General features: G+C 67.2%; 27 protein-coding genes. 20 read left to right on the top strand and 7 right to left on the bottom strand.

Annotated elements, in window-relative coordinates:
- Positions 1-35: 35 nt before the first annotated feature.
- Entirely contained in the window at positions 36-356 is a 321-nt protein-coding gene (locus VMT40_RS30705) for a hypothetical protein (RefSeq protein ID WP_326362581.1), read from the bottom strand.
- Positions 357-531: 175 nt separating this feature from the next.
- Between VMT40_RS30705 and mbp1 the strand changes: the two genes are divergently transcribed.
- The 6 genes from mbp1 (at position 532) to VMT40_RS30675 (ending at position 2,912) form a co-directional block, all read left to right on the top strand.
- Positions 532-777: a microaggregate-binding protein 1 gene (gene mbp1, locus VMT40_RS30700; protein ID WP_326362580.1), complete on the top strand. Its 246-nt coding sequence runs from the start codon at positions 532-534 to the stop codon at positions 775-777.
- A gap of 10 nt (positions 778-787) precedes the next feature.
- The gene (locus VMT40_RS30695) at positions 788-1,357 is read left to right on the top strand and encodes a hemerythrin domain-containing protein (RefSeq protein WP_326362578.1); all 570 of its coding nucleotides are present in this window, start codon (positions 788-790) and stop codon (positions 1,355-1,357) included.
- Between the two features lie 68 nt (positions 1,358-1,425).
- A complete protein-coding gene (locus tag VMT40_RS30690; protein WP_326362576.1) occupies positions 1,426-1,830 on the top strand; it encodes a hypothetical protein in 405 nt (134 codons plus the stop codon).
- Positions 1,831-1,836: 6 nt separating this feature from the next.
- Positions 1,837-2,022, top strand: a complete 186-nt coding sequence (locus VMT40_RS30685; protein WP_326362575.1) for a hypothetical protein — start codon at positions 1,837-1,839, stop codon at positions 2,020-2,022.
- A gap of 93 nt (positions 2,023-2,115) precedes the next feature.
- Positions 2,116-2,322: a hypothetical protein gene (locus VMT40_RS30680; protein ID WP_326362574.1), complete on the top strand. Its 207-nt coding sequence runs from the start codon at positions 2,116-2,118 to the stop codon at positions 2,320-2,322.
- Between the two features lie 86 nt (positions 2,323-2,408).
- The gene (locus VMT40_RS30675) at positions 2,409-2,912 is read left to right on the top strand and encodes a CBS domain-containing protein (RefSeq protein WP_326362572.1); all 504 of its coding nucleotides are present in this window, start codon (positions 2,409-2,411) and stop codon (positions 2,910-2,912) included.
- A 48-nt stretch (positions 2,913-2,960) separates the two neighbouring features.
- Here the strand turns inward: VMT40_RS30675 and VMT40_RS30670 are convergent, their stop codons facing one another.
- Both VMT40_RS30670 and VMT40_RS30665 read right to left on the bottom strand, forming a co-directional pair.
- Entirely contained in the window at positions 2,961-3,923 is a 963-nt protein-coding gene (locus VMT40_RS30670; RefSeq protein ID WP_326362571.1) for a DoxX family protein, read from the bottom strand.
- Positions 3,924-3,961: 38 nt separating this feature from the next.
- The gene (locus VMT40_RS30665) at positions 3,962-4,117 is read right to left on the bottom strand and encodes a hypothetical protein (RefSeq protein ID WP_326312055.1); all 156 of its coding nucleotides are present in this window, start codon (positions 4,115-4,117) and stop codon (positions 3,962-3,964) included.
- A gap of 103 nt (positions 4,118-4,220) precedes the next feature.
- Between VMT40_RS30665 and VMT40_RS30660 the strand changes: the two genes are divergently transcribed.
- The 8 genes from VMT40_RS30660 (at position 4,221) to VMT40_RS30625 (ending at position 10,294) form a co-directional block, all read left to right on the top strand.
- Positions 4,221-4,721: a DUF6328 family protein gene (locus VMT40_RS30660; protein WP_326362570.1), complete on the top strand. Its 501-nt coding sequence runs from the start codon at positions 4,221-4,223 to the stop codon at positions 4,719-4,721.
- 90 nt (positions 4,722-4,811) lie between these two features.
- Complete coding sequence (locus VMT40_RS30655) at positions 4,812-5,240, top strand: STAS domain-containing protein (protein WP_326362569.1); 429 nt, start codon at positions 4,812-4,814, stop codon at positions 5,238-5,240.
- 61 nt (positions 5,241-5,301) lie between these two features.
- On the top strand, positions 5,302-5,985 hold the full coding sequence (locus VMT40_RS30650; RefSeq protein WP_442790079.1) for a PAS and ANTAR domain-containing protein: 684 nt from the start codon (positions 5,302-5,304) through the stop codon (positions 5,983-5,985).
- Between the two features lie 162 nt (positions 5,986-6,147).
- Positions 6,148-6,591: an anti-sigma factor gene (locus VMT40_RS30645; RefSeq protein WP_326362568.1), complete on the top strand. Its 444-nt coding sequence runs from the start codon at positions 6,148-6,150 to the stop codon at positions 6,589-6,591.
- Positions 6,581-7,351: an RNA polymerase sigma factor SigF gene (locus VMT40_RS30640; protein ID WP_326362567.1), complete on the top strand. Its 771-nt coding sequence runs from the start codon at positions 6,581-6,583 to the stop codon at positions 7,349-7,351. The genes VMT40_RS30645 and VMT40_RS30640 overlap by 11 nt, the downstream gene beginning before the upstream one ends.
- A gap of 83 nt (positions 7,352-7,434) precedes the next feature.
- Positions 7,435-9,543 (top strand): catalase, encoded by a 2,109-nt coding sequence (locus VMT40_RS30635; RefSeq protein WP_326362566.1) that lies wholly within the window; start codon positions 7,435-7,437, stop codon positions 9,541-9,543.
- A gap of 119 nt (positions 9,544-9,662) precedes the next feature.
- Positions 9,663-10,085 carry a hypothetical protein gene (locus tag VMT40_RS30630; RefSeq protein ID WP_326362565.1) on the top strand — a complete coding sequence of 141 codons (423 nt, stop codon included), beginning with the start codon at positions 9,663-9,665 and terminating at the stop codon, positions 10,083-10,085.
- A gap of 20 nt (positions 10,086-10,105) precedes the next feature.
- Positions 10,106-10,294 carry a DUF2795 domain-containing protein gene (locus VMT40_RS30625; RefSeq protein ID WP_326362563.1) on the top strand — a complete coding sequence of 63 codons (189 nt, stop codon included), beginning with the start codon at positions 10,106-10,108 and terminating at the stop codon, positions 10,292-10,294.
- Positions 10,295-10,335: 41 nt separating this feature from the next.
- Here VMT40_RS30625 and VMT40_RS30620 read toward each other — a convergent pair whose 3' ends face one another.
- The gene (locus VMT40_RS30620) at positions 10,336-11,823 is read right to left on the bottom strand and encodes an FAD-dependent oxidoreductase (protein WP_326362561.1); all 1,488 of its coding nucleotides are present in this window, start codon (positions 11,821-11,823) and stop codon (positions 10,336-10,338) included.
- 35 nt (positions 11,824-11,858) lie between these two features.
- The gene (locus VMT40_RS30615; RefSeq protein WP_326362559.1) at positions 11,859-12,140 is read right to left on the bottom strand and encodes a hypothetical protein; all 282 of its coding nucleotides are present in this window, start codon (positions 12,138-12,140) and stop codon (positions 11,859-11,861) included.
- A 171-nt stretch (positions 12,141-12,311) separates the two neighbouring features.
- Here VMT40_RS30615 and VMT40_RS30610 point away from each other — a divergent pair, with 171 nt between their 5' ends.
- The 6 genes from VMT40_RS30610 to VMT40_RS30585 all read left to right on the top strand — a co-directional run bounded on the left by VMT40_RS30610 (position 12,312) and on the right by VMT40_RS30585 (position 18,907).
- Complete coding sequence (locus VMT40_RS30610; RefSeq protein ID WP_326362557.1) at positions 12,312-12,569, top strand: hypothetical protein; 258 nt, start codon at positions 12,312-12,314, stop codon at positions 12,567-12,569.
- Position 12,570: 1 nt separating this feature from the next.
- Positions 12,571-13,332, top strand: coding sequence for an HAD family hydrolase (locus tag VMT40_RS30605; RefSeq protein ID WP_326362555.1), 762 nt, complete (start codon positions 12,571-12,573; stop codon positions 13,330-13,332).
- Positions 13,332-15,668, top strand: coding sequence for a glycoside hydrolase family 65 protein (locus VMT40_RS30600; RefSeq protein WP_326362553.1), 2,337 nt, complete (start codon positions 13,332-13,334; stop codon positions 15,666-15,668). The genes VMT40_RS30605 and VMT40_RS30600 overlap by 1 nt, the downstream gene beginning before the upstream one ends.
- 64 nt (positions 15,669-15,732) lie before the next feature.
- Complete coding sequence (locus VMT40_RS30595; RefSeq protein WP_326362551.1) at positions 15,733-17,196, top strand: amidase; 1,464 nt, start codon at positions 15,733-15,735, stop codon at positions 17,194-17,196.
- An 88-nt stretch (positions 17,197-17,284) separates the two neighbouring features.
- Positions 17,285-17,542, top strand: coding sequence for a hypothetical protein (locus VMT40_RS30590; RefSeq protein WP_326362550.1), 258 nt, complete (start codon positions 17,285-17,287; stop codon positions 17,540-17,542).
- A 72-nt stretch (positions 17,543-17,614) separates the two neighbouring features.
- Positions 17,615-18,907 (top strand): family 1 glycosylhydrolase, encoded by a 1,293-nt coding sequence (locus tag VMT40_RS30585; protein ID WP_326362549.1) that lies wholly within the window; start codon positions 17,615-17,617, stop codon positions 18,905-18,907.
- A gap of 25 nt (positions 18,908-18,932) precedes the next feature.
- Here VMT40_RS30585 and VMT40_RS30580 read toward each other — a convergent pair whose 3' ends face one another.
- Entirely contained in the window at positions 18,933-19,646 is a 714-nt protein-coding gene (locus tag VMT40_RS30580; protein WP_326362548.1) for an HAD family hydrolase, read from the bottom strand.
- Positions 19,643-21,145 carry a mannitol dehydrogenase family protein gene (locus VMT40_RS30575; RefSeq protein WP_326362546.1) on the bottom strand — a complete coding sequence of 501 codons (1,503 nt, stop codon included), beginning with the start codon at positions 21,143-21,145 and terminating at the stop codon, positions 19,643-19,645. Before VMT40_RS30575 ends, VMT40_RS30580 begins: the two co-directional genes overlap by 4 nt.
- Positions 21,146-21,349 lie beyond the last annotated feature (204 nt).

Here is a 21,349-nt window from a genome sequence, read left to right as displayed (position 1 = left end):
CTCAATGATGAGCAGACGCTTGACCCAGCCGCCCCTCACTTCTTCGGGACGAGAATCCCGGTGAGGTCGGCGTCGCGAATCGGAGTGTCCGGATTCGCCTGGGCCTGGCACATCAGGGTGATGGCGGCGATGGACGCGTCGACCTGATCGGCGTTGGGCGTCGGGGTCACCTTGGTGTCCTGCTCCAGATATTTGCGCACGGTGATGTGCTGGGTGTTGTCGTCCTGCTTGGTGAATTCGCTGCAGGGCGTGTTGCCGCCCTTGTTGACGACTTCCTTGGCCTGGTCACAGGCCCCGAGCGCGACCGTGGTGCACACGGCCGCGAGCGCGATGAGCAGGCGGGATCGGCGCGTCATGGGTTCCTCCTCGGGGGACGGTTCCTTCCGCGTTGCAATGCCCGGTCCGGAGCTGAACAAACAGTGTGACGAAACCGTCTGCGGTGGTGGCTGTTTCGTCGGTGATGACTGTTTCGGGTGCGAACTCGCGGGTAGGTCCGGGATGTCCTGCAATTCGATACGGGAGGTAGTTCCCATGTCCGAACACGAGAAGAGCGGCGTCCGAGAAGGTGCGGAAGGCATCGTCGAGGGAGTCAAGGGCAAGGCCAAGGAAGCCGCGGGCGCGGTCCTCGGCAACGACGACCTGCGCGACGAGGGCCGCACCCAGCAGCAGAAGGCGGAGGCCCAGCGCGATGCGGCCAAGAAGGAAGCCCAGGCCGAGAAGGACCGCGCCGTGGCCGAGGCCGAGGAACAGCGGCAGCGCGCCCAGCAACGTCGGTAAGGGCACGGTCATGCCTGCCCAGAACAGCACCGACGTGGTCGACCTGCTGCTCGCACAGCACGGTCAGATCAAGAACACGCTGGAATTGGTGCGCACCTCCACCGGCTCGGAGAAGCAGCGCTTCTTCGACGAGCTGGTGCGACTGCTCGCGGTCCACGAGAGCGCCGAGGAGGAGGTCGTGCATCCCGCGGCCCGCCGTCACTCGGTCGCCGACGAGATCGTCGAGAGTCGACTGCACGAGGAGGAGGAAGCCAAGCACGTGCTGGCCCAGCTCGCCGAAATGGGCGTCGGCCATGCCGAATTCGACACCAAGTTCCGTGAGTTCGCCGAGAAGGTGGTCGAGCACGCGGAATTGGAGGAGAAGGAGGAATTCGGCCAGTTGATCACGCAGGCGTCACCGGAGGAACGGATGCGCCTGGCCGGTGTGGTCCGCTTCGCGGAAGCGCTCGCGCCGACCCGCCCCCATCCGGGGGTCGGGGAGTCCGCGACCGCGAATCTGCTGGCGGGTCCCCCGCTCGCGGCCTTCGACCGCATTCGCGACGCCATCCGCGACTGGCGTCGCCAGAGTGGCGACGCCTGACGGCTGAACGGGGCCGGTTGCCAATGACGTCACCGGCCCCTCCGTCAGTGCTTCGGCACTACATCGGCATGTTCGGGAACATCATGTTCCACCAATCCCGCAGCATGTCGATCAGCTGGGTCATCATGGGCGACATCATCTTTCCTCACCTCCTGACCTGGACTTCGCGGATCCTTACCCGCTTACCCACGAGGAGGGCACTCATGACTTCGGACCGCAAGAAACCGCGCACGCATGCCGGAGAGGGCATCGAGGACGGGGTCAACATGATCGGCGTCGTGCTGTGGCTGCTCGGCGTCGTGGCATTGGCACTGGGCTTGGTGGCAGGCGGCTACGGATTCGTCGGATGGGCGGTGGTGGCCGGAATCGCCTGTGTCGCCCTGTGTTCGGCCGGTGCGGCGGTCTTCGCGATCGAATGGCACCGCACCCACCGGCGCGGGCGATCGAACGATACTGTGAGACAAGGGCATTGATTACATATGAGAAATACCGTGCGACCCCGCGCCACGCGACGGCGCTCCCAGCATCACCCGGTCGAGGGCCGGGTGGTGGCGGTGTGGCCCGAACCGAGCCCGCTGCAGGACTGGTGGGACACCGTCATGTTCGGCCCGGGTCCGGTCCCGGACCACAGGCCCGCGGAAACGAATTCGTCGGCCGATGGCTGAATAGCCCGGGGGAGGTCGGGTAGGGCTGGGATGTGGGTGGCACGCAGATCGCCTCCCGCAGCCGAAATCCAAGACCTTGAAGGAGGTTTCGCCATGCCCGATCCCAAGAACCCGGGCCAGTTCGGCAATCGCCCGGATACCCAGGAACAGGCCAGCAAGGGCGGCAAGGCCAGCAGCGGCAGCTTCGGCTCCGAGCACGGCGCCGATCCGCGCGAGGCGGGCCGCAAGGGCGCCCAGGCACAACCGACCGAGGCCAAGGCCGAGGGCGGGCACCACAGCCACGGTGGGCGCCAGAGTTAGTGAGCGATACGAAATCGCCGGGCCGGGTGGGACTTCCACCCGGCCTGGTTCGTATCTGAAGCGGAAAACGAGACAAAGGAGACGCCATGACCGTCGCAGGACACCCCGAGGACACGGGTGGGACAGAGAGCATCAGCGATACGGGGATCACACGAGCAACCGGAATCACCGGCGGGACAACAGCGCGCGAGGTGATGACCCCGGACTGCCAATGCGTCAGATCCAGTGACACGGTACTGACGGCGGCGCGGAAGATGGCCGAACTCGATGTCGGCGCACTGCCGATCTGCGGGGAGGACAACAAGCTCAAAGGCATGCTGACCGACCGCGACATCGTGGTGAAAGTGGTCGCGCAGCGCAAGGATCCGATCGGGATCGACGCCGGCGATCTGGCCGACGGCGTCCCGGTGGTGGCCCAGGCCGACGACGATGTGGAGCGGGTGCTGCGGTTGATGGCCGACCATCAGGTCCGGCGGCTGCCGGTGATCGATCACAACGAGCTGGTGGGCATCATCGCGCAGGCCGACATCGCCCGCGCACTGGAACACCGGGCCTCCGGTGAAGTCGTGGAAGCGATTTCACAGGAGTGACCCGGTGTTTCGGGTAGCGGGCACCGCGCACGCGGGTGCGGCCGAGACTCAGTCCGGCCGCACCCGCGCGGCGATATCCCGCGTGGCGTCGGCAACCCGCTCTCCGCGCTTGCGTGCCGCCCTGGCCTTGCGCCGGGTCGCGTAGGCCTTCTCGCGGGTCAGGTCGGCCAGCGCCGCGCGGTTGTCCTGGGTCCGATCGGCCCAGTGCTCGCCCCGATCGCGGGCGAGATCGACCGCGTGCTCGCCCCGATGCCGTGCGGCCTCGGCCAATTCGGCCAGCTGGCCGCCTTTCTCGCGGGCGGTCTCGGCGAGCTGTCCGCCCTTGTCACGCGCGACGTCGGCGAGTTGCCCGCCCTTGTCACGTGCGACCTCGGCGAACTGTTCGCCTCGGTCACGGGCGACCTCGGCCACCTGCCCGCCCTTGTCGCGTGCCACCTCGGCCAGATGTCCGCCCTGTTCGCGTGCGGTCTCGGCCAGCTGTTCACCACGATCGCGGACGGTCTCCCACACCGCGGGCGCGTGTTCGGCGACGCCCTCCGCGAGCTGCGCGACCGGGCTCTTGCCGTGGTCGCTCACCCGGCGGGCGGCGCGCCGCGCGCGCCAGCCCAGCGAGGGCTTGCCGCGGGTGTCGGAGGCGGCGATGAGCAGCCCGCCGAGCAGGCTCGCGTCGCGCAGGAACGCGGTCCGCAACGCGCCGCGCCGTTCCCGGTCGGGCTCGTTCCAGAAATCGTGTTCGGTGAGCGCGACCGGAACCGTGGTGGCGGCCAACACGATCGACGCCAGCCGCGGCGCCTTGCCCAGCATGAGCAGCACGCCGCCGCCGATCCGGATGGCCGCGGTGGCGCGCACCACGACCTCGGGGTCGGTGGGCACCTTGGCGGCCACCTGATCCGGTAGCACGCGCTGGCCGCGCTGCACCAGGGTGGCCGTGGACTTGACGCGGGTTTCCGGATTGCTCAGGGTTTCCACGCCGTCGGCGATGAACGCGCTTGCCAGGAGTGGATATGCCACACGTCGAAACATGTGAATTCCTTTCTGGGAGAGGCGGATCAGTAATAGTGCGTGCGGCCTCCGATCGGACGTCCGGCGGCACCGAGGATCCACAGCACCGCGCCGACGATCAGCAGGATGATGCCGATGGTGGTCAGAATCGAGATGCCGAAGATGATGCCGCAAATGAGCAGAATCAAGCCCAGGATGATCATGAGAACTCCATGTGTGTGGGCGGTTGTGACAATCCCGCAGTTCCCGGCATACCGGTGCTGAAACCCGGGTATGCGAGCCGAACCCGCGAAAGGAGCGCGAACCATGCCCGCCGCCGAGCACACAACCACCCCGACCCTCGACGATGGCCGCGACGAGACCGATACCGAACGGTTGGACCGCAACTGGTACAGCCTGATTCAGGAGCTGCGCGTGGTGCAGACCGGCGTGCAGCTGCTGACCGGATTCCTGCTGACCCTGCCGTTCCAGAACCGCTTCACCACCCTGCCCACGCCCATGCGATGGCTGTATCTGGGCATCGTCGCCGCCTCGATCGGCGCGACCGTCTGCCTGATCGCACCCGTGGCCGCGCACCGGATGCTGTTTCGCCGCCACCGCATCGGCAAGGTGGTGATCGCGGCGCACCGCTACGCGCTGGCCGGACTGGGACTGCTGGGTCTGGCCCTCACCGGCGTGGCGATCCTGATTTTCGAAACCGTCGCCGGTGTTGTCGCATCTACTGTCGTAGGTGGCGTCGTGGCCTGCCTTTTCGTGTGGGTATGGCTGGTGCACCCGTGGCGTCAACGCGGCGGTCACCGCCCCTGATCCCGTCGGCGGGGTGGCCGTCGGGCCCGCGCGGTGACAGACTGGGAACAGGTTGAGACCGCAGCCGTCCTCGCTTTTGGGAGGTTAGGCATGCCAACCATTTCCGTCGTGCCCAGTCGGCTCGCCGATGAGATTCCGGTGGCCGGGGCACCTCCCGGGTCCGCTTCCGACGGGGATCACGCCCACCGGGTCGGGGTCGGGGACTGCATGGTCGTGCAGGTGGACGGCGAGCTGGACATCACCGGGCTCGACTCGTTTCAGCGGGCGCTGTCCTTCGCCATCGCCGGTGGCGCGCCCACCGTCGTGGTGGATCTGCGGCGCACGCGTTTTCTGAGCCTGCGCAATGCCTGCGCGCTGGCCGCGGCCATGGACGACGCGTTCGACGCGGACATCGAGACCCGGCTGCTCACCGGTCGTCGCCAGATCGAACGGGCGCTCGAGGTGACCGGGGCGCGGGCGCGGGCCCACCGCACCGTGACACGGCGGCGTCGAGAACGGGAAAAGGCAGCGGCGCAATAGATCCGGTCGATTCTCGCCGTTACGGTCGCGTCCATCTGGTTGAAAAGCGGATAATTCCGACGTGACTACAGGTGCGGGCGCATCGGCGGACGACTCTCGGGTATTCGAGCAGGTGTTCGCCGCGGGTACATCATTGCGGGTCGGCGGTTTTCGCTTCTGGTTCGCCGAGGAGCGGTGGGAATGGTCCGACGAGGTGGCGCGGATGCACGGGCACCGGCCCGGTGCGGTGCATCCCACCACGGAGCTGTTGCTCGCGCACAAGCACCCGGACGATCGCGAGCACGTGGCCTCGATCATCGAGCGCTCGCGCGAGCACGGCGAACCGTTCTCGAGTCGCCACCGCATCGTGGACACCGGCGGTGCGGTGCACGAGGTCATCGTGGTCGGCGACACCATGACCGACGAACAGGACCGGGTCGTCGGGACCGCCGGGTACTACATAGATGTCACCGACACCCTCGCCGAGAACCGCCAGGAGGTGCTCGACGAGACCCTGCCGGAGCTCTACGCCGCTCGCGCGGTGATCGAACAGGCCAAGGGCGCGCTCATGCTGATCTACGGCATCGGCGCCGACCAGGCGTTTCGCGTGCTGACCTGGCGTTCTCAGGAGACCAACACCAAGCTGCGGGCCCTGGCCGCGCAATTGCTGGCGGAATTGCCCGTCCTGGCCGAGGACGCCGCCACGCTGCGCACCAAATTCGACCATCTGCTGCTGACGGTTCACGAACGCGTACAACGCAATTGATTTGGCCGATGTTTCTTCCACACACCGGCGGGTATGCGGAGGTCGGAAGTGGATTCGGGATGTAGGCGGCATCAATGGTGGTGAGTGATGGCCGAACTGCCGAGGCGCGTGAGATCGCAGGGCAACGGGCAGCCCCGTATCGATGTGTTGCACGATAGGGAGGTGGACAGGTTCATCTACGAGTCCGAATCAGCGTGGAATGCCCGGTTCGGGGAGCTGGATGTGCGTGTCCCGGCCCGCCTGGAACAGCTGTCGATGCTGCGGGCCGTCACCGAAACCATCATGCTGACAGCGGATTTCACCATCGACGTCGTGGTGGACGTGCGCGTCGCGCTGGACGAGGTGGCGACTGCCATGATCCTGTCCGCGGTGCCCGGCGCGAGTGTGGACTGTCGTTTCCGTTACGACGGCCACCAGGTGGCGGTGGAGGTGTCATCTGTACTCGTATCCGACGGGGCGCTGGAGGGTAACAGTTTCGGCCGGAGTTTTCTGGAGACATTGACAGATTCCATCGAATCTGCCGCCGAGGCGTTCAATGACGCCCTGGGTGGGTACCCCGTAGTCGTGCACCTGAGCCGACTACGGAGTGAGGACGATGACAGGTGACAGCTATGACGACATTGAACCGCTGCTGAAGAAACTGGCGATTGCGGTAGAAACCAACGATCCGGCCCGGGACCGGCTGCGGGATGAAGCCATTGACCGCTGCCTACCCTTGGCCGAGCACATCGCACGTAAATTCTCCGGTCGCGGCGAGCCCTACGAGGACCTCCTTCAGGTGGCCCGGTTAGGACTGGTCGTCTCCATCGACCGCTTCGACGTGGAACGCGGGTCGCGCTTCCTGTCCTTCGCGGTACCCACCATCATGGGCGAGGTGCGTCGCTATTTCCGCGACGCCACCTGGGCCGTGCGGGTGCCGCGCCGGATCAAGGAGATCCAGTTGCGACTCGGCAGCACCATCGAGAAGCTGTCGCAGCGGTTTGGCCGCATGCCCACTGCCGGTGAGATCGCCGCGGAGATAGGCGTGGACCGCGCCGAGATCACCCAGGCCATGTTGGCCGCCAACGGATATCAGAGCTCCTCGCTGGAGGCGGCGATGCCCGACGGCGGCGACAATGCCCCGCTCTCGCTGCTGGACGCGCTCGGCACGGACGAACCGAAATACGAACTGGTCGAGCAATACATGGCCGTTCGTCCCCACGTGGAGAACCTGCCCGACCGGGAGCGCCAGGTGCTGATCCTGCGCTTCTTCGAGGGCAAGACGCAGGCGCAGATCGCCTCGCAACTCGGGGTCTCCCAAATGCACATTTCGCGCATCCTCACCAAAACCCTCACCGGATTGCGAGAAGAGGCGTTGAAGGACTGAGGTTTTCCTCTCCCGGCGTGTAGCCGTCCCGGTCCTGGGTATGGCGGTGCGGAGACCGCAGGAACGCCGGGAGAGGAGCCCACATGGCTGGCGCATCGAACGACAAACAGCGGCAACTGGACTCGTACCGGGTCGACCGCCGCGACGGCTACCTGACCACCCAGCAGGGCGTCCGGGTGGACAGCACCGACGACGCGCTGACCGTGGGTGAACGCGGCCCCACCCTGCTCGAGGATTTCCACGCGCGCGAGAAGATCACGCATTTCGACCACGAGCGGATTCCCGAGCGGGTCGTGCACGCGCGTGGCGCGGGGGCATACGGGCACTTTCGGCCCTACGGCAACTGGCTCGATCGGTACACCACCGCCCGCTTCCTGACCGATCCGAGCGTGGAAACCCCGGTGTTCGTGCGGTTTTCGACCGTCGCCGGATCGCGCGGCTCCGCCGACACCGTGCGCGACGTGCGCGGCTTCGCCACCAAGTTCTATACCGCCGAGGGCAACTACGACCTGGTCGGCAACAACTTCCCGGTGTTCTTCATCCAGGACGGCATCAAGTTCCCCGACTTCGTGCACGCGGTGAAACCCGAGCCGCACAACGAGATTCCGCAGGCCGCCTCCGCACACGACACGCTGTGGGATTTCGTGGGTGAGCAGCCCGAGACCTTGCACGCCATCATGTGGCTGATGTCGGATCGCGCGCTGCCGCGCAGCTTCCGGATGATGCAGGGGTTCGGGGTGCACACCTTCCGGCTCGTGGATCGTTCCGGGACGGCCACTTTCGTGAAATTCCACTGGACGCCGAAGCTGGGCGTGCACTCGCTGCTGTGGGACGAATGTCAGCAGATCGCGGGCCACGATCCGGATTTCCATCGGCGTGATCTGTGGGACAGCATCGAGGCGGGGCAGTTCCCCGAGTGGGAGCTGGGTGTGCAGCTGATTCCCGAGGACCACGAGTTCGCCTACGACTTCGATCTGCTGGATGCGACGAAACTCGTTCCCGAAGAGGAGGTTCCGGTGCGCGCCGTCGGGTCGATGGTGCTCGACCGGAATCCGGACAACTTCTTCGCCGAGACCGAGCAGGTGGCCTTCCACACCGCGAACCTGGTGCCCGGCATCGACTTCACCGACGATCCGCTGCTGCAGCTGCGCAACTTCTCCTATCTCGACACCCAGCTGATCCGTTTGGGCGGACCGAATTTCGCGCAGCTGCCGATCAACCGGCCCCTCGCCGAGGTGCGCAACCATCAGCAGGACGGCCACGGCCAGCACGCCATACCGCGCGGCGAGGCCGCATACACCAAGAACACCATTGGAGGAGGCTGCCCGATGATCGCGTCGGAGGGCGCCATGCGGCACGTTGCCGAACCGCTGTACGGCATGCCGATGCGCGGGCGGGCCGAATCGTTCCGCGAGTACTACAAACAGCCGCGCATGTTCTGGCGCAGCATGTCCGAGCCCGAGGCGGACCATATCGTCTCGGCCTTCGCCTTCGAACTGGGCAAGGTGACGCGCCCGGCCATTCGGACCCGGGTGGTCGAACGGCTGGCGAGTATCGATCCCGATCTGGCGGTGCGGGTGGCGGCCGAGCTCGGCATCCCGGCCATCGCCAATGGTTCCGACCCCTCCGACGCGGTGATCTCGCCCGCGCTGTCGCAGCTGACCAAGGCGGTCGGCACGGTCGCCACGCGCAAGGTGGCGATCCTGACCGCCGACGGGGCCGACGGCATCGGCGTGCGCACGGTCGCCGCCTGGCTGAGCGGGCGCGGCGCGGTGCCGGAAGTCATTGCCCCACACGGTGGTTCGGTGACCGAGCACGGGAACACCAATGAGCTGCTGACGGTGGACAAGTCCCTGTCGACGGTGTCGTCGGTGCTCTACGACGCGGTGATCGTGGCCGGTGGGCCCGATGCCGCCGACACCCTGATTCGGGCCGGGGCCGCGGTGCATTTCGTGCTCGAGGCGTTCAAGCACGCCAAACCGATCGGCGGCTTCGGGGCCGGGCTGACGGTGCTGCGCACGGCGGGCATTGCCGGGCATGTGCCCGGCGACACCGATCTGGCCGTGGAGAACGGGGTGGTCATCACCTCGGCCGCCGGGAATCAGGTGCCGGAGAAGTTCGTCGAGCTGTTCGCCGAAGTGCTCGCCCGCCACCGGGTCTGGCGTCGCCGGACCGCGGTCGTACCCGCCTAGCCGACATACCTCACGACGCCACGATCCGGCTTCCCCGCTCGCCTGCTCCGCCGGATCGTGGCCATCGGGGCCGCGCGGACCGGCCACCCGCGCGGCCAACCTCTTCCCAGGAGTTCACCATGGGCTTGCAGCTGTTCACCGGTCCTCGCGCCGCCCTCGCCGGGGCGCTGGCGGCGGGCGCGGTCCTCGCGCTGCCCGCGTGCGGCAACCAGGATGGAGTCCTGGCACCCTCGTCCACACCACCGTCGGTGTCGCACAGCGCCGTTCCCACCAGCCCGGGTGAGCTCGTGCCGCCGCAGAATTCGCGGTCGGTGTCCGCGCCGTCGGCGATCTCACCGGCGCAATTGCGACACAAGACCTGCGAGGACCTGCTGCCCCGAATGGACCGGCTGCGTTCGAGTTCCGGGCAGCAGGCGGTGGATCAGGCGGTCGCCGATGCCATCGCGAATTTCCCCAACACCGCGGACTGGTCCGTGCTGACGCCGGAACAGCAGCAGGCCGCCGTGGATGGAGCTCATGACTCGGGGACCGGAAAATGTTGACTCAACGATGGGAGCGCCTCATGGCGACGATCAATCCGATTCAGCTGCAGAAGTACCTGCGCGGCACCGACTATCCGTGCAAGCGCGACGAACTCGTGCGCATTGCCCGCGACAATGGTGCCGACGCCACCACTCTCGAACGGCTGCAACAGATTCCGGACCGCAACTATGAGGGACCGCAGGCGGTGAGCCGGGCGGTGGCCCACTGATCAGGTGTTCTGTCGGCTCAAAAGATGACGCCGTCGGCTCATCAGGGATGGCGGCGAAGAGATTTCGTCGCCGGTCCCTCGAGCAGGGTCCCGTCGGCGGCGAAGCGGGACCCGTGCAGCGGGCAGTCCCAGGTGCATTCGGCCGAATTCCAACGCACGATGCCGTAGAGGTGCGGGCAGACCGCCGAGACCGAGGTGGTGGTGCCGTCCACGGTGGAGGTCGCCGTGGGGGAGAAGGGGCGGCGGTCCACGACACCGGAGCCCTCCGGCGGGAACGGTTCACCGCCACCGAATGCGACACGGACCCAACCAGAGGAAAGCTGCAGGGCGACAGACCCATTGGCGGCGATGGTGGCGGGCAGCGAGGTGTAGTCGGCGAGCCGCCAGCTCGCCATCGCGCCCGCCCAGTACGGCGTCTTGCCGGTGATCCGACCCGCGAGGGCCAGACCGGCCGCGACGGCGTTGGTCAGTCCCCATTTCGCGTAACCGGTGCCGACGAGGATGCGCTCCTGACCCGGCAGCAGCGGGCCGACGTAGGGGAGCTCCCCGGCCGGGTGATAGTCCTGCGCGGACCAGGTCGCCAGGGGTTCGGCCGCATCGAAATGGCGCTCGGTCCAGGCGATCAGGTCGCGAACCCGATCCGCGGTGTCGCCGTCGCGGCCGACCACGTGGCCATTGCCGCCGACCAGCAGGATGTCGCCGTCGGGATCGGGGACGTGGCGCAGGGAGCGGGTGGGCTCACCGGCGCTGAGGAACATGCCGTGCGGAATCGGCGCGGACGGCCGGAACGCCGCCAGATACGACCGCTGCGGCACCAACCGGGCGAAGAAGCCGCCACGATCGAGAATCGGTGTGCCGGTGGCCAGGACGACCGTTCCGGCGCTGATCGGACCGTGCTCGGTATCGATGAGGTGATCGCCGTCCTTGCCGGAGCGCACGCCGGTCGCGCGGGTGGACTCGAAGATCTGCACCCCGTGCGACTCGATGTCGGCGGCCAGCGCCGCGAGCAGCGTCATCGGATTCAGCTGCGCCTGCACGGCCAGGCGCACCGCGGCGTGCACCGGGAACGGGAGGTCGAGCCGACCCACCAGCTCCGTCTGCAGACCGGCCTCGCGCAGCACATGATGCTCGGCGTGCACCGCCGCGACCTCCCGGTCGGACTGCGCGTAGGTGTAGGCGTCGGTGAATTGCAGCGGTACCCCGCTGGTCTCGCAATAGTTCAGAAGCCACTGCTGCCCAACGGTATTCGCGTCCACGTACAGCCGCAGCGCGTCATTGGAGTGGCGGCGGCGGATCTGTTGGCCGCGCACGCCCTGCAGCAGGCTCACCTTCGCGGTGCTGGCCCCGGTGGTCCCGTCGCCGATGCGGCGCGCCTCGAGGACGGCCACATCGATCCCGCTCTGGGCGAGCAGCAGCGCCGTCGTCAAACCGGTCAGCCCGCCGCCGAGCACGACGACGTCGAACCGGCCGCCCGGGGTGAGCCGCAGGCGGGCCGGTCGCGGTATATCGGTGTGCCACAGAGGTTTCATAGCCCGGGCATAACCGCACCCGAGCCGCTGAAACGCTACTCGCCGACGGCCATTCGGCGTTCGGATTCCTCCCGGGTGTCCTGCCAGGCGCGATAGCGGCGATGTTCGACGACGACCCAGGTGAAGCCGACCGCGAACGCGATCAATGCCAATCCGGTGCCGGTGAAGGGGTCCGGTCCGGTGTCGAGATCACCGAAGGTCGAGGCGAGGGTGAGGACACCCGCCAGCAGCAGGGTCAGGCCCGGCCAGCCGACCCCGTCGAGAACCGTGTCGGGAGCGGTGTCCGGGGCCTCCTGAATTGTGTTGCAGTGCTTCATCGGTGGGAACTCCTCCAGCTCTGACTGACCGTCGTTCTCCGGGTGTCCGCCTGTGCACCAGAGCTGGGGTACCCGTCTCGGGGCCGACTCATTCCCGACGGCGCGCGGTTTGGCGTGTCGGGGCGCGGGTAGGCGATCGATGTCTGGACAATCGATCGTGAGGAGAACACGATGCCAACCACCGAGGAGACCGGCCAGTTCACCGGGACTCAGGACAAGGACTACAACCTCATCTGGTTCACCGAATCCTGCTTGAGCAATGCGCTGCGCATGGAGATGTACTCGCGCGACGCCGAACGGGCCGGGGACAGCGAGCTGGCGGAGTTCTTCCGCCGCGCGCAGGGCGAGAGCCGCAAGGGCGCCGAGCAGGGGAAAGCCTTGCTACGAAGCCGTTTGACCGGGGAACTGGGTAACACCGGTCAGCACTGAGATGACAACCGCCGACGCGGGAGCCATCCGCCTGGGATTGCCCGCGGCCATCTCGGCCGCGCTGTTCGATCTCGACGGGGTGCTGACCAGCACCGCCGCAGTGCACGAGCGCGCCTGGAAACAGGTGTTCGATGAATTCCTCGAAGCGCGTTGCGGATCGGGATTTCGGCCGTTCACCGAGAGCGATTACGTCTCCCATGTCGATGGGCGGCCGCGGCTCGACGGTGTCCGGGAGTTCCTGAAGGCGCGCGACATCAGTGTGCCCGAAGGCCGGGACGACGATTCCGAGGAATGGACCGTGCACGGGATCGGGGCGCGCAAGGACCGATTGCTGAAGTCGATGATCGAACGCGATGGCGTGCACGTGTATCCCGGGTCGGTGGATTATCTGTCGGCGGTGCGCGCGGCCGGGCTGCGGATCGGCGTGGTGTCGTCCTCGGCCAATGCCGCCGCCGTGCTGCGCGCCGCCGACCTGTCGCAGTTCATCGAGGTGCGCATCGACGGGGAGACCTTCGCTCGGCGCGGGCTGCGCGGCAAACCCGCGCCGGACGGATTCCTGGTGGCGGCAACGGAATTGGGTGTCGCGCCACCGCACGCGGCGGTGTTCGAGGACGCGGTCGCCGGGGTGGAGGCCGGACGGGCGGGTGCGTTCGGATTCGTGGTCGGGGTCGAGCGGCACGACGATGCGGATCATGCCGAGGCCCTGCGGAAGGCGGGAGCGCACGTGGTGGTGCCGGATCTGGCGGAACTGATGGAGTCGTGATGGGCGGCACGGGATTCGAGGTATCGCCCTGGGAATTGCGGTGGTGCGGACTGGATCTCGACGCGCTGCCGCGAACCGAATCGATTTTCGCGCTGTCGAACGGGCATCTGGGTTTGCGGGGGACATTGGAGGAGGGGGAGCCGGTCGGATTGCCCGGAACCTATCTCAATGGGTTCTACGAGTCGCGGGTACTGCCGTACGCCGAAGTCGGATTCGGGTATCCCGAGCACGGGCAGACCATTGTGAACGTGGCCGACGGCAAGATCATTCGGCTGCTGGTGGAGGACGAGCCGATGGATCTGCGCTACGGGCGGACCGTGGCGCACGAGCGGGTACTGGACTTTCGGTCCGGGACGCTGCGGCGGGAGACGGTATGGAATTCGCCGACCGGTCGGTGCGTGAAGATTCGTTCGGAGCGCCTGGTGTCGTTCACCGAGCGGGCGGTCGCGGCCATCCGGTACACCGTCGAACCCCTGGACGGGGATCTCGAATTGGTCGTGCAATCGGATCTGCTGGTGAACGAACCCATTGCGGCGGTGGCGGGCGATCCGCGCCGGGCCGCCGCGCTGGATCGGCCATTGGCTTCCGAGCAGTACGCCACCGGTGATCTGTCGGCGGTGCTGGTGCACCGCACCCAGCGCTCCGGGCTGCGCATGGCGGCCGGAATGAATCACGAACTCGAGGTCCGCGACAGTCCGCGGTGCACCGTGCACGCGGAGGACGACCTCGGGCGGGTGACCATCGCCGTCGATGTGGCGCGCGGGGATCGGTTGTGTCTCACCAAGTTTCTGGCCTACGGCTGGTCCGGGCGGCGGTCCGCGCCCGCCCTGCGCGCACAGGTCGAGGCGGCGCTGGCGGTGGGGATGGAGATCGGGTGGGAGGGCTTGCTGGCGCGGCAGCGCGAGTACCTCGACGACTTCTGGGCGCAGGCCGATATCGAACTCGAGGGCGATCCGGAGCTGCAACAGGCGGTGCGGTTCGCCCTGTTCCATGTGTTGCAGGCAGGGGCGCGCGGGGAGGCGCGGGCGATACCCGCGAAGGGGTTGACCGGACCCGGCTACGACGGACATGCGTTCTGGGACACCGAAACCTACGTACTACCGGTACTCACCTACACCATGCCGATGGCCGCGCGCGATGCCCTGCGCTGGCGGCACGCCACCCTCGATCAGGCGCGCCGCCGCGCGGCCGAACTCGGGCAGTCGGGGGTGATGTTCCCGTGGCGGTCCATCAATGGCGACGAGGCCTCGGGGTATTGGCCCACGGCCACCGCGGCCGTCCACGTCAATGCGGATATCGCCGATGCCACCGCCCGGTATCTCACCGCCACCCGGGACGAAGAGTTCGAAACCGAGTGCGGTGTGGAGCTTCTCGTCGAAACCGCGCGGCTGTGGGCGAGCTTGGGGCACTTGGAATCGGATGGATTCCGCATCGACGGTGTGACCGGGCCCGATGAGTACTCGGCCCTGGCGGACAACAACTTCTACACCAACCTGCTGGCCCAACGGAATCTGCGCGAGGCGGCCGCCGCGTGTCTACGCCGCCTCGATGTCGCCCGGAGCTTGGACGTGTCGGCGGAGGAGATCACCCGGTGGCAGCGGTACGCGGACGCGATGGTGCTGCCGTTCAATCCCGAGCTCGGAGTCCACGAACAGTCCGAGGGGTTCACGCGGTACGCCTGTTGGGATTTCGACGCAACGCCGGACGACAAGTATCCGCTGCTGCTGCACTATCCCTACTTCGACCTCTACCGGCTGCAGGTGGTCAAGCAAGCCGACCTGGTGTTGGCAATGTACCTGTGCCCCAATGCCTTCGACCCGGACGAGAAGACACGCAACTTCACCTACTACGAGGCATTGACGGTCCGCGACTCGTCCCTGTCCTCCTGTGTGCAGTCCGTCCTCGCCGCGGAAATCGGCCATCTCGGACTGGCCTACGACTATTTCGCCGAGGCGGCGCTCACCGACCTGCACGACCTGCACAACAATGTCGACGCCGGACTGCACATCGCCGCCCTGGCCGGGACCTGGCTGTGCTGTGTCGGCGGCTTCGGCGGCTTCCGCGATCACGACGACCATCCGGCCTTCGCGCCGCGCATACCGCACGTCCTCGACCGCCTGTCGTTTCGGATTCGCTGGCGCGGCAGCCACATCGGCGTGGACATCACCGCCACGTCCACCACCTACCGACTGCTGTCGGGCGATCCCGTCGCATTCACGCACCACGGCACCACCCACAAACTCACCGAGTCCCCGCTGACCCTCGACAACCCACCCGCCCCGACCCCGCCCGCCGCCTCCCAACCGCGCGGCCGGGCCCCGCGCGCCCGCCACTGACCGGCCGTTCCCGGCGCATTCGCGACCCGATTTCAAGGTCACCGGTGCGTGTATAACGGAACCTATGCCGGGACAGGAGTTTGCGACTCTCCGCGATCAGGTGGCCGCACTGCGGGCCAAGACCATTTCCGCGACCGAACTGCTCGAGCTGAGCATCGAGCGGATCGAGAGGTTCGACGACAAGATCAATGCCGTTGTGGTGCGCGATTTCGACCGCGCCCGCGAGGCCGCCGCGCAGGCCGACGCGGCGCTCGCGCGCGGGGAATCGGCACCGCTGCTGGGGGTTCCGGTGGCGGTGAAGGAATCGTTCAATGTCGCCGGGCTGCCGACCACCTGGGGCTTTCCGGATGCCAAGGGCTGGCAGCCGGACGCGGACGCGGTGCTGGTGTCGCGCGTGAAGGCCGCGGGCGGGGTCGTCGTCGGCAAGACGAATGTGCCGGTGGGGCTGCAGGATTGGCAGTCCTACAACGACATCTACGGCACCACCAACAATCCGTGGGATCTGACCCGCTCGCCCGGCGGCTCCTCGGGTGGGTCGGCGGCCGCGCTCGCCGCGGGTTACGTCTCCTTCGCCCTGGGCTCCGATATTGGCGGATCTTTGCGTGTGCCAGCACATTTCTGCGGTGTGTACGCGCACAAGCCGTCCCGCACCCTGCTACCCGGTCGCGGCCACGTCCCACCCCGGGTTCCGGTCGTACCCGGCCCGATCGATCTTCCGGTGGTCGGCCCCATGGCTCGCAGCGCCGCCGATCTCACCCTGGCCACTCTGCTTCTCGCGGGTCCCGACGAGGTCGAGGCGACGGCCTACCAATTGACCCTGCCGCCCCCGCGTAGCGCCGATCTCGCCGGGTTCCGGGTCCTGGTCATCGACGAGCACCCGTTGCTGCCGACCTCGGCCGTCGTCCGGGAAGGCATCGATTCGCTGGCCCGGAATCTCGAGGGGGCCGGTGCCACCGTCGCCCGCCACAGCGACCTGCTGCCCGATCTCACGCTGACCGCGAGAACCTATCTCACCCTGCTGATGTCGCAGTTCGGCGCGGACATCCCGCCCGAGGGCTTCCAGGCCCTGCAGGCCGCCGCGGCCGAAATCCCTGCCGAGGACGATAGTCTCGACGCGCTCATCCGCCGCTCCTTCGTCCTCACCCACGGGGACTGGGTCAAGGCCGACCGCACCCGGCTGTCCCTGGCCGACCGCTTCCGCCACCTGTTCACCGCCTTCGACGTCCTCGTCTGCCCCATCACCCCCACCCCCGCCTTCCCGCACAACCACACCAATTCTGTCCTCGACAACCGCACCCTCGACATCGACGGCACCGAGTACCCGTACAACCTGCACCTGGTCTGGGCCAGCATCGCCACCGCCCTGGGCCTGCCCGCCACCGCCGCCCCGATCGGCCGTTCTCCCGAGGGCCTGCCCTTCGGCGTCCAAATCATCGGCCCCTACCTCGAAGACCGCACGCCCCTGCGCTTCGCCGAACTCCTCGAACAACACTTCGGCGGCTTCACCCCACCACCCGCCTTCGCCTGAGGACCTCCTGTTTACCGACGTAGCGCCCGGGTATCGCGATCAATGGCCCACCCGGGCCCACACGTCGACACTGAACGGAGGCCACACGATGGGCATCTACGACGACCGAAGTTACCGCTACAGCGGCGTCCGCTACGGCGGCGGAGGCCTCACCCTCCTGCTCCTCATCTGGCTCATAGTCGGAGCCGTAGCCGCGGGCCAACGCCACTACTTCGACAACGCCCCCACCAACTGCGCCAGCACCGGCACCATCGCCGTCACCATCCTCGCCGGCCCGCTCAACTACATGGGCGTCAACCCAAAGATCCACGACTGCAACGTAAACGTCCCGCAACCCAGCCAGTAGTCACCTGGCCGGTCGCCCCGATCTCACCCGTACCGCCGCGAAAAGACGGGTGGGACAGGTACTCTCGATGCGATGGGGCAACGTGCGCTGTTCTTGGTGGCATGTATCGTTCTGGCGGCGTGGTGTGCGGTCACCACGCCGGGGAGTGCCGCCGCAGATCCTGGGTTACCGCCGGTTGGTGGGGGATTCCTTTGGGGCGTTTCCAGCTCCGGGTATCAGAGCGAAGGGTTTGCGCCGGACAGCAATTGGAGCCGATACGTGGGGTCGGGGCGGGCCGACGACTATCTGAACTCGGTGGACTTTCTTCATCGGTATGACGAGGACATTCGGCATGCGGCCGATCTCGGTGTGGATGTCTATCGGGTGAGTGTGGAGTGGGCGCGGGTGCAGCCGAGTCCGGGGGAGTGGGATTTCTCGTTCTATGACGCGATGATCGGGCGGATTCGGGCGGCCGGGATGCGGCCGATGATCACCTTGGATCACTGGGTGTTTCCGGGGTGGGAGGTCGATCGAGGTGGGTGGCGGAACCCGGGCATGGTGGAGGACTGGCTGACCAATGCCCGGGCCGTGGTCGATCGGTACGCGCAGTTCGATCCGCTGTGGGTGACGTTTAACGAGCCGCTCAACTACGCCGGGAAAGAGCAGGAGATAGGGGATTTGGGTGCGCTCGACGTCGCGCCCATGATCGATCGGATGGTGGCGGCGCACCGGGCGATCTACGACCACATTCACGCTCGGCAACCCGGGGCGATGGTCACCAGCAATATCGCCTTCACGGCCCTGGGTGCGGCACAGGCGGATTCGTCGTTCGTCGACCGGATCGCCGACAAACTCGACTACGTCGGCATCGACTACTACTACGGCGGCTCGCTGAGCAATCCGCCGAATCTGATTGCGGCCCTCACCAACACGGCCTCACCGCTGATCATGGAGCCCGAGGGCATCTACTACGCGCTGCGCCGATACGCCGGGAAGTTCCCGGGACGACCGCTCTACATCGTGGAGAACGGCATGCCCACGTTCAACGGCTCACTCACCACCGACGGCATGACCCGCGCCGACGACCTGCGCGACACCGTCTACTGGGTCCAGCGCGCCAAGGCCGACGGCATGAACGTCATGGGCTACAACTACTGGAGCATTACCGACAACTACGAATGGGGCAGCTACGCACCACGTTTCGGCCTGTACACCGTCGATGTCACCACCGACCCCTCGCTGACTCGGCATCCGACCGACGCGGTCGGCGCCTACCGCGACATCACCGCCAACGGCGGTGTCCCCGCGGGCTACGTGCCGACCCGCGCGCCCGCGCTGTGCTCGCTGCAGGATCTGCCGTCCAGCTGCATCAACCCGGTGCGCTGAGCCCTCTCACCACAACGCCGGGCATTCACCACAGCACCGGTCGATAGTGCTGCGGCACAGCGTCATTGGCGGCGGCGAGGTAGTCGATGACGTGCAGCAGATCGGGATAGACGCGATGGGCGAGCGCGCTCGTCTCCGCGGTCGCGGGCACCAGGTCCGGAATCAGCATGCAGCGCAGGCCCGCCGCATGCGCGGCCCGCAGACCATTGGGCGAATCCTCGCAGGCCAGGGTGAATTCCGGAGCCGCGTCCAGCGCCGCCGCGGCGGTCAGATACGGCTCCGGATGCGGTTTGCCCTGCCGCACATCCTGACGGGTGACGATCGCGTCGAACCGCTCCAACAGACCGACCGCCCGCAGATGATGCCGGGTGCGGTCCCGATTCGAGGAGGTGGCGATGGCGCGCGGGAGCCCGCGCTTGTCCAACTCGTCGAGCAGTTCGGCGACACCGGGTTTGGTGGTGAGACGGCCGTCATCGACCAGCCGGGCAATGACTGTCTCGTGCCTGGCGAAGAACTCGTCCAGCGGAAACTCGGCCCCGAAGGCCGCGGCGGCCAGTTCCCGGCAGCGGTCGGCGGGCATGCCGATCAGGCTGTGGCAGAACTCGCGCGAGAGCTCGAACCCCAATTCACTCCCCGACACCGCCAGTGATTCCACCGCCAGCCGCTCGGAGTCCAGCAACAGCCCGTCCATATCGAAAACGACCGCCCGAACCGGCTTCTCGTACTCGTCCACGCTCATGCCACCCGCCCCAGGAATTCCGGCCGCAGCCGCCGCTCGATCACCTCGGAGACATTGTCACGGATCAGCTCGGTCAAGGCGTCGCCCACCTCCTGCTGCACATGACCCAGATGCGGGAGCACACCGAAGATATCGGTGCGCGCCAGGAACGCGCGGGCCCGCCGATGCGGATCGGGAATCGCCGCCAGGCGCGCCAGCTCCGCCGCCCGCGGATCGATGATCTCCCCGGGGGCCCGGGGCGTTCCGCACAGGTCGAACCAGTGAATCCAGGCCGCGATCAACAGAATCGCGGCGGGCGTCGGGCGTCCGGCGGCGAGATTCTCGCGCATGGCCGCCGTGACGCGCGGCAGCATTTTGTCCGAGCCATTGCGGCCCACCCGCGTCATCTCGTGTCGAATATCGGGATTGCGGAAGCGCCGCAGCAGATCCCGAACCGTGCGCTGCAATTCGGCGTCCACCAGGGTCAGGGTCGGCCCCTGCTCGTACAGCATGAACTGCTTCGCCAGCGCGCTCAGCGCCGGATCCGCGCTGGCCTCGGCAATGGTCGAATATCCGGCCAGTGCGCCCAGATACGCCAACAGCAGATGAGTTCCATTGAGCAGCCGCAGTTTCGCCAATTCGTGCCCGGTCACATCACCGACATATTCCGCCCCGACCAGATCCCAGCGCGGCCGCTCACCCTCGAAATTCTCGATGGTCCAGGTCATGAACGGTTCGGCCGACACCTGCGCGCGATCGTCGACCCCGCCGAGCCGAGTCCGCGCCGCCGCGTCGTCGGTGTCCTCACCGGAGGCCACAATGCGATCCACCACGCTGCACGGGAATTGCACATTGCGCCCGATCCAATTCGCCAGTCGATCATCGCGCAAAGCGGCGAAATCCAGGACCGCGCTGCGCAATTGCCGCCCATTGGCGGTCAGGTTGTCACAGCTGATCACCACCGGCGGCGTCCCGCCCCGCCGCCGCACCGCCGCCAGCCCGCCCACCAGCATTCCGATGGCCGTGCACGGCTTGGCGCTGCACCGCAGATCGTGACGCACCGGATCGCTGCCCGAGTCCAGCCGCCCGCTCGGCGCGAGGCAGTACCCGCCCGTGGTGACGGTGAGCGTCACGATCCGCACCCGCGGATCGGCGACCCTGCGCACCACCCCGATCCGATCCGACGGCGCGTGTACCGCCGCGGTGATCGCGCCGACCACCTCCGCCCGCACTACGCCCTCATCGCGTAGCAGGGTGGTGTAGAGGTTGTCCTGCGCCCGCAGCGCCCCGACCACATCCGGCCGCGACATGGCGACCGTGGAAATCCCCCAGCGCCGATCCCCGGTCGCGCTCATGGCGTGCTGGGTGATCAGCGCCTGATGCGCGCGATGAAACGCACCGCACCCCAGGTGCACGATGCCGGTGCCCAAACTGCCGGGGGTGAACGGCGGCCGGGTGACATCCTCCGGCAACCCGCGCAACGCCCCGACGCCCAACCGCGGGGAAAGACCCGCGGACATAACCGAATTCGAATTGCTGTACATACCGAGTCCTCCGGGAGCATTCGGAATGGTTGGGGGTGAATGCGACCGATCGACATTGAACCCGGTGCAGATCCCGAATCTAGGACAGGTTTTCGGAAAGATCGACACTACTTTCGGTTTTCAATTGTGTACGGTCCGTCACACGATTTCCGGCAGTGGCCGTAGGGATTTCGTAAATGC

This window comes from Nocardia sp. CDC160 (genome assembly GCF_035818795.1).
Taxonomy (GTDB): domain Bacteria; phylum Actinomycetota; class Actinomycetes; order Mycobacteriales; family Mycobacteriaceae; genus Nocardia.
This window is presented reverse-complemented; position numbering and strand designations above follow the sequence as displayed.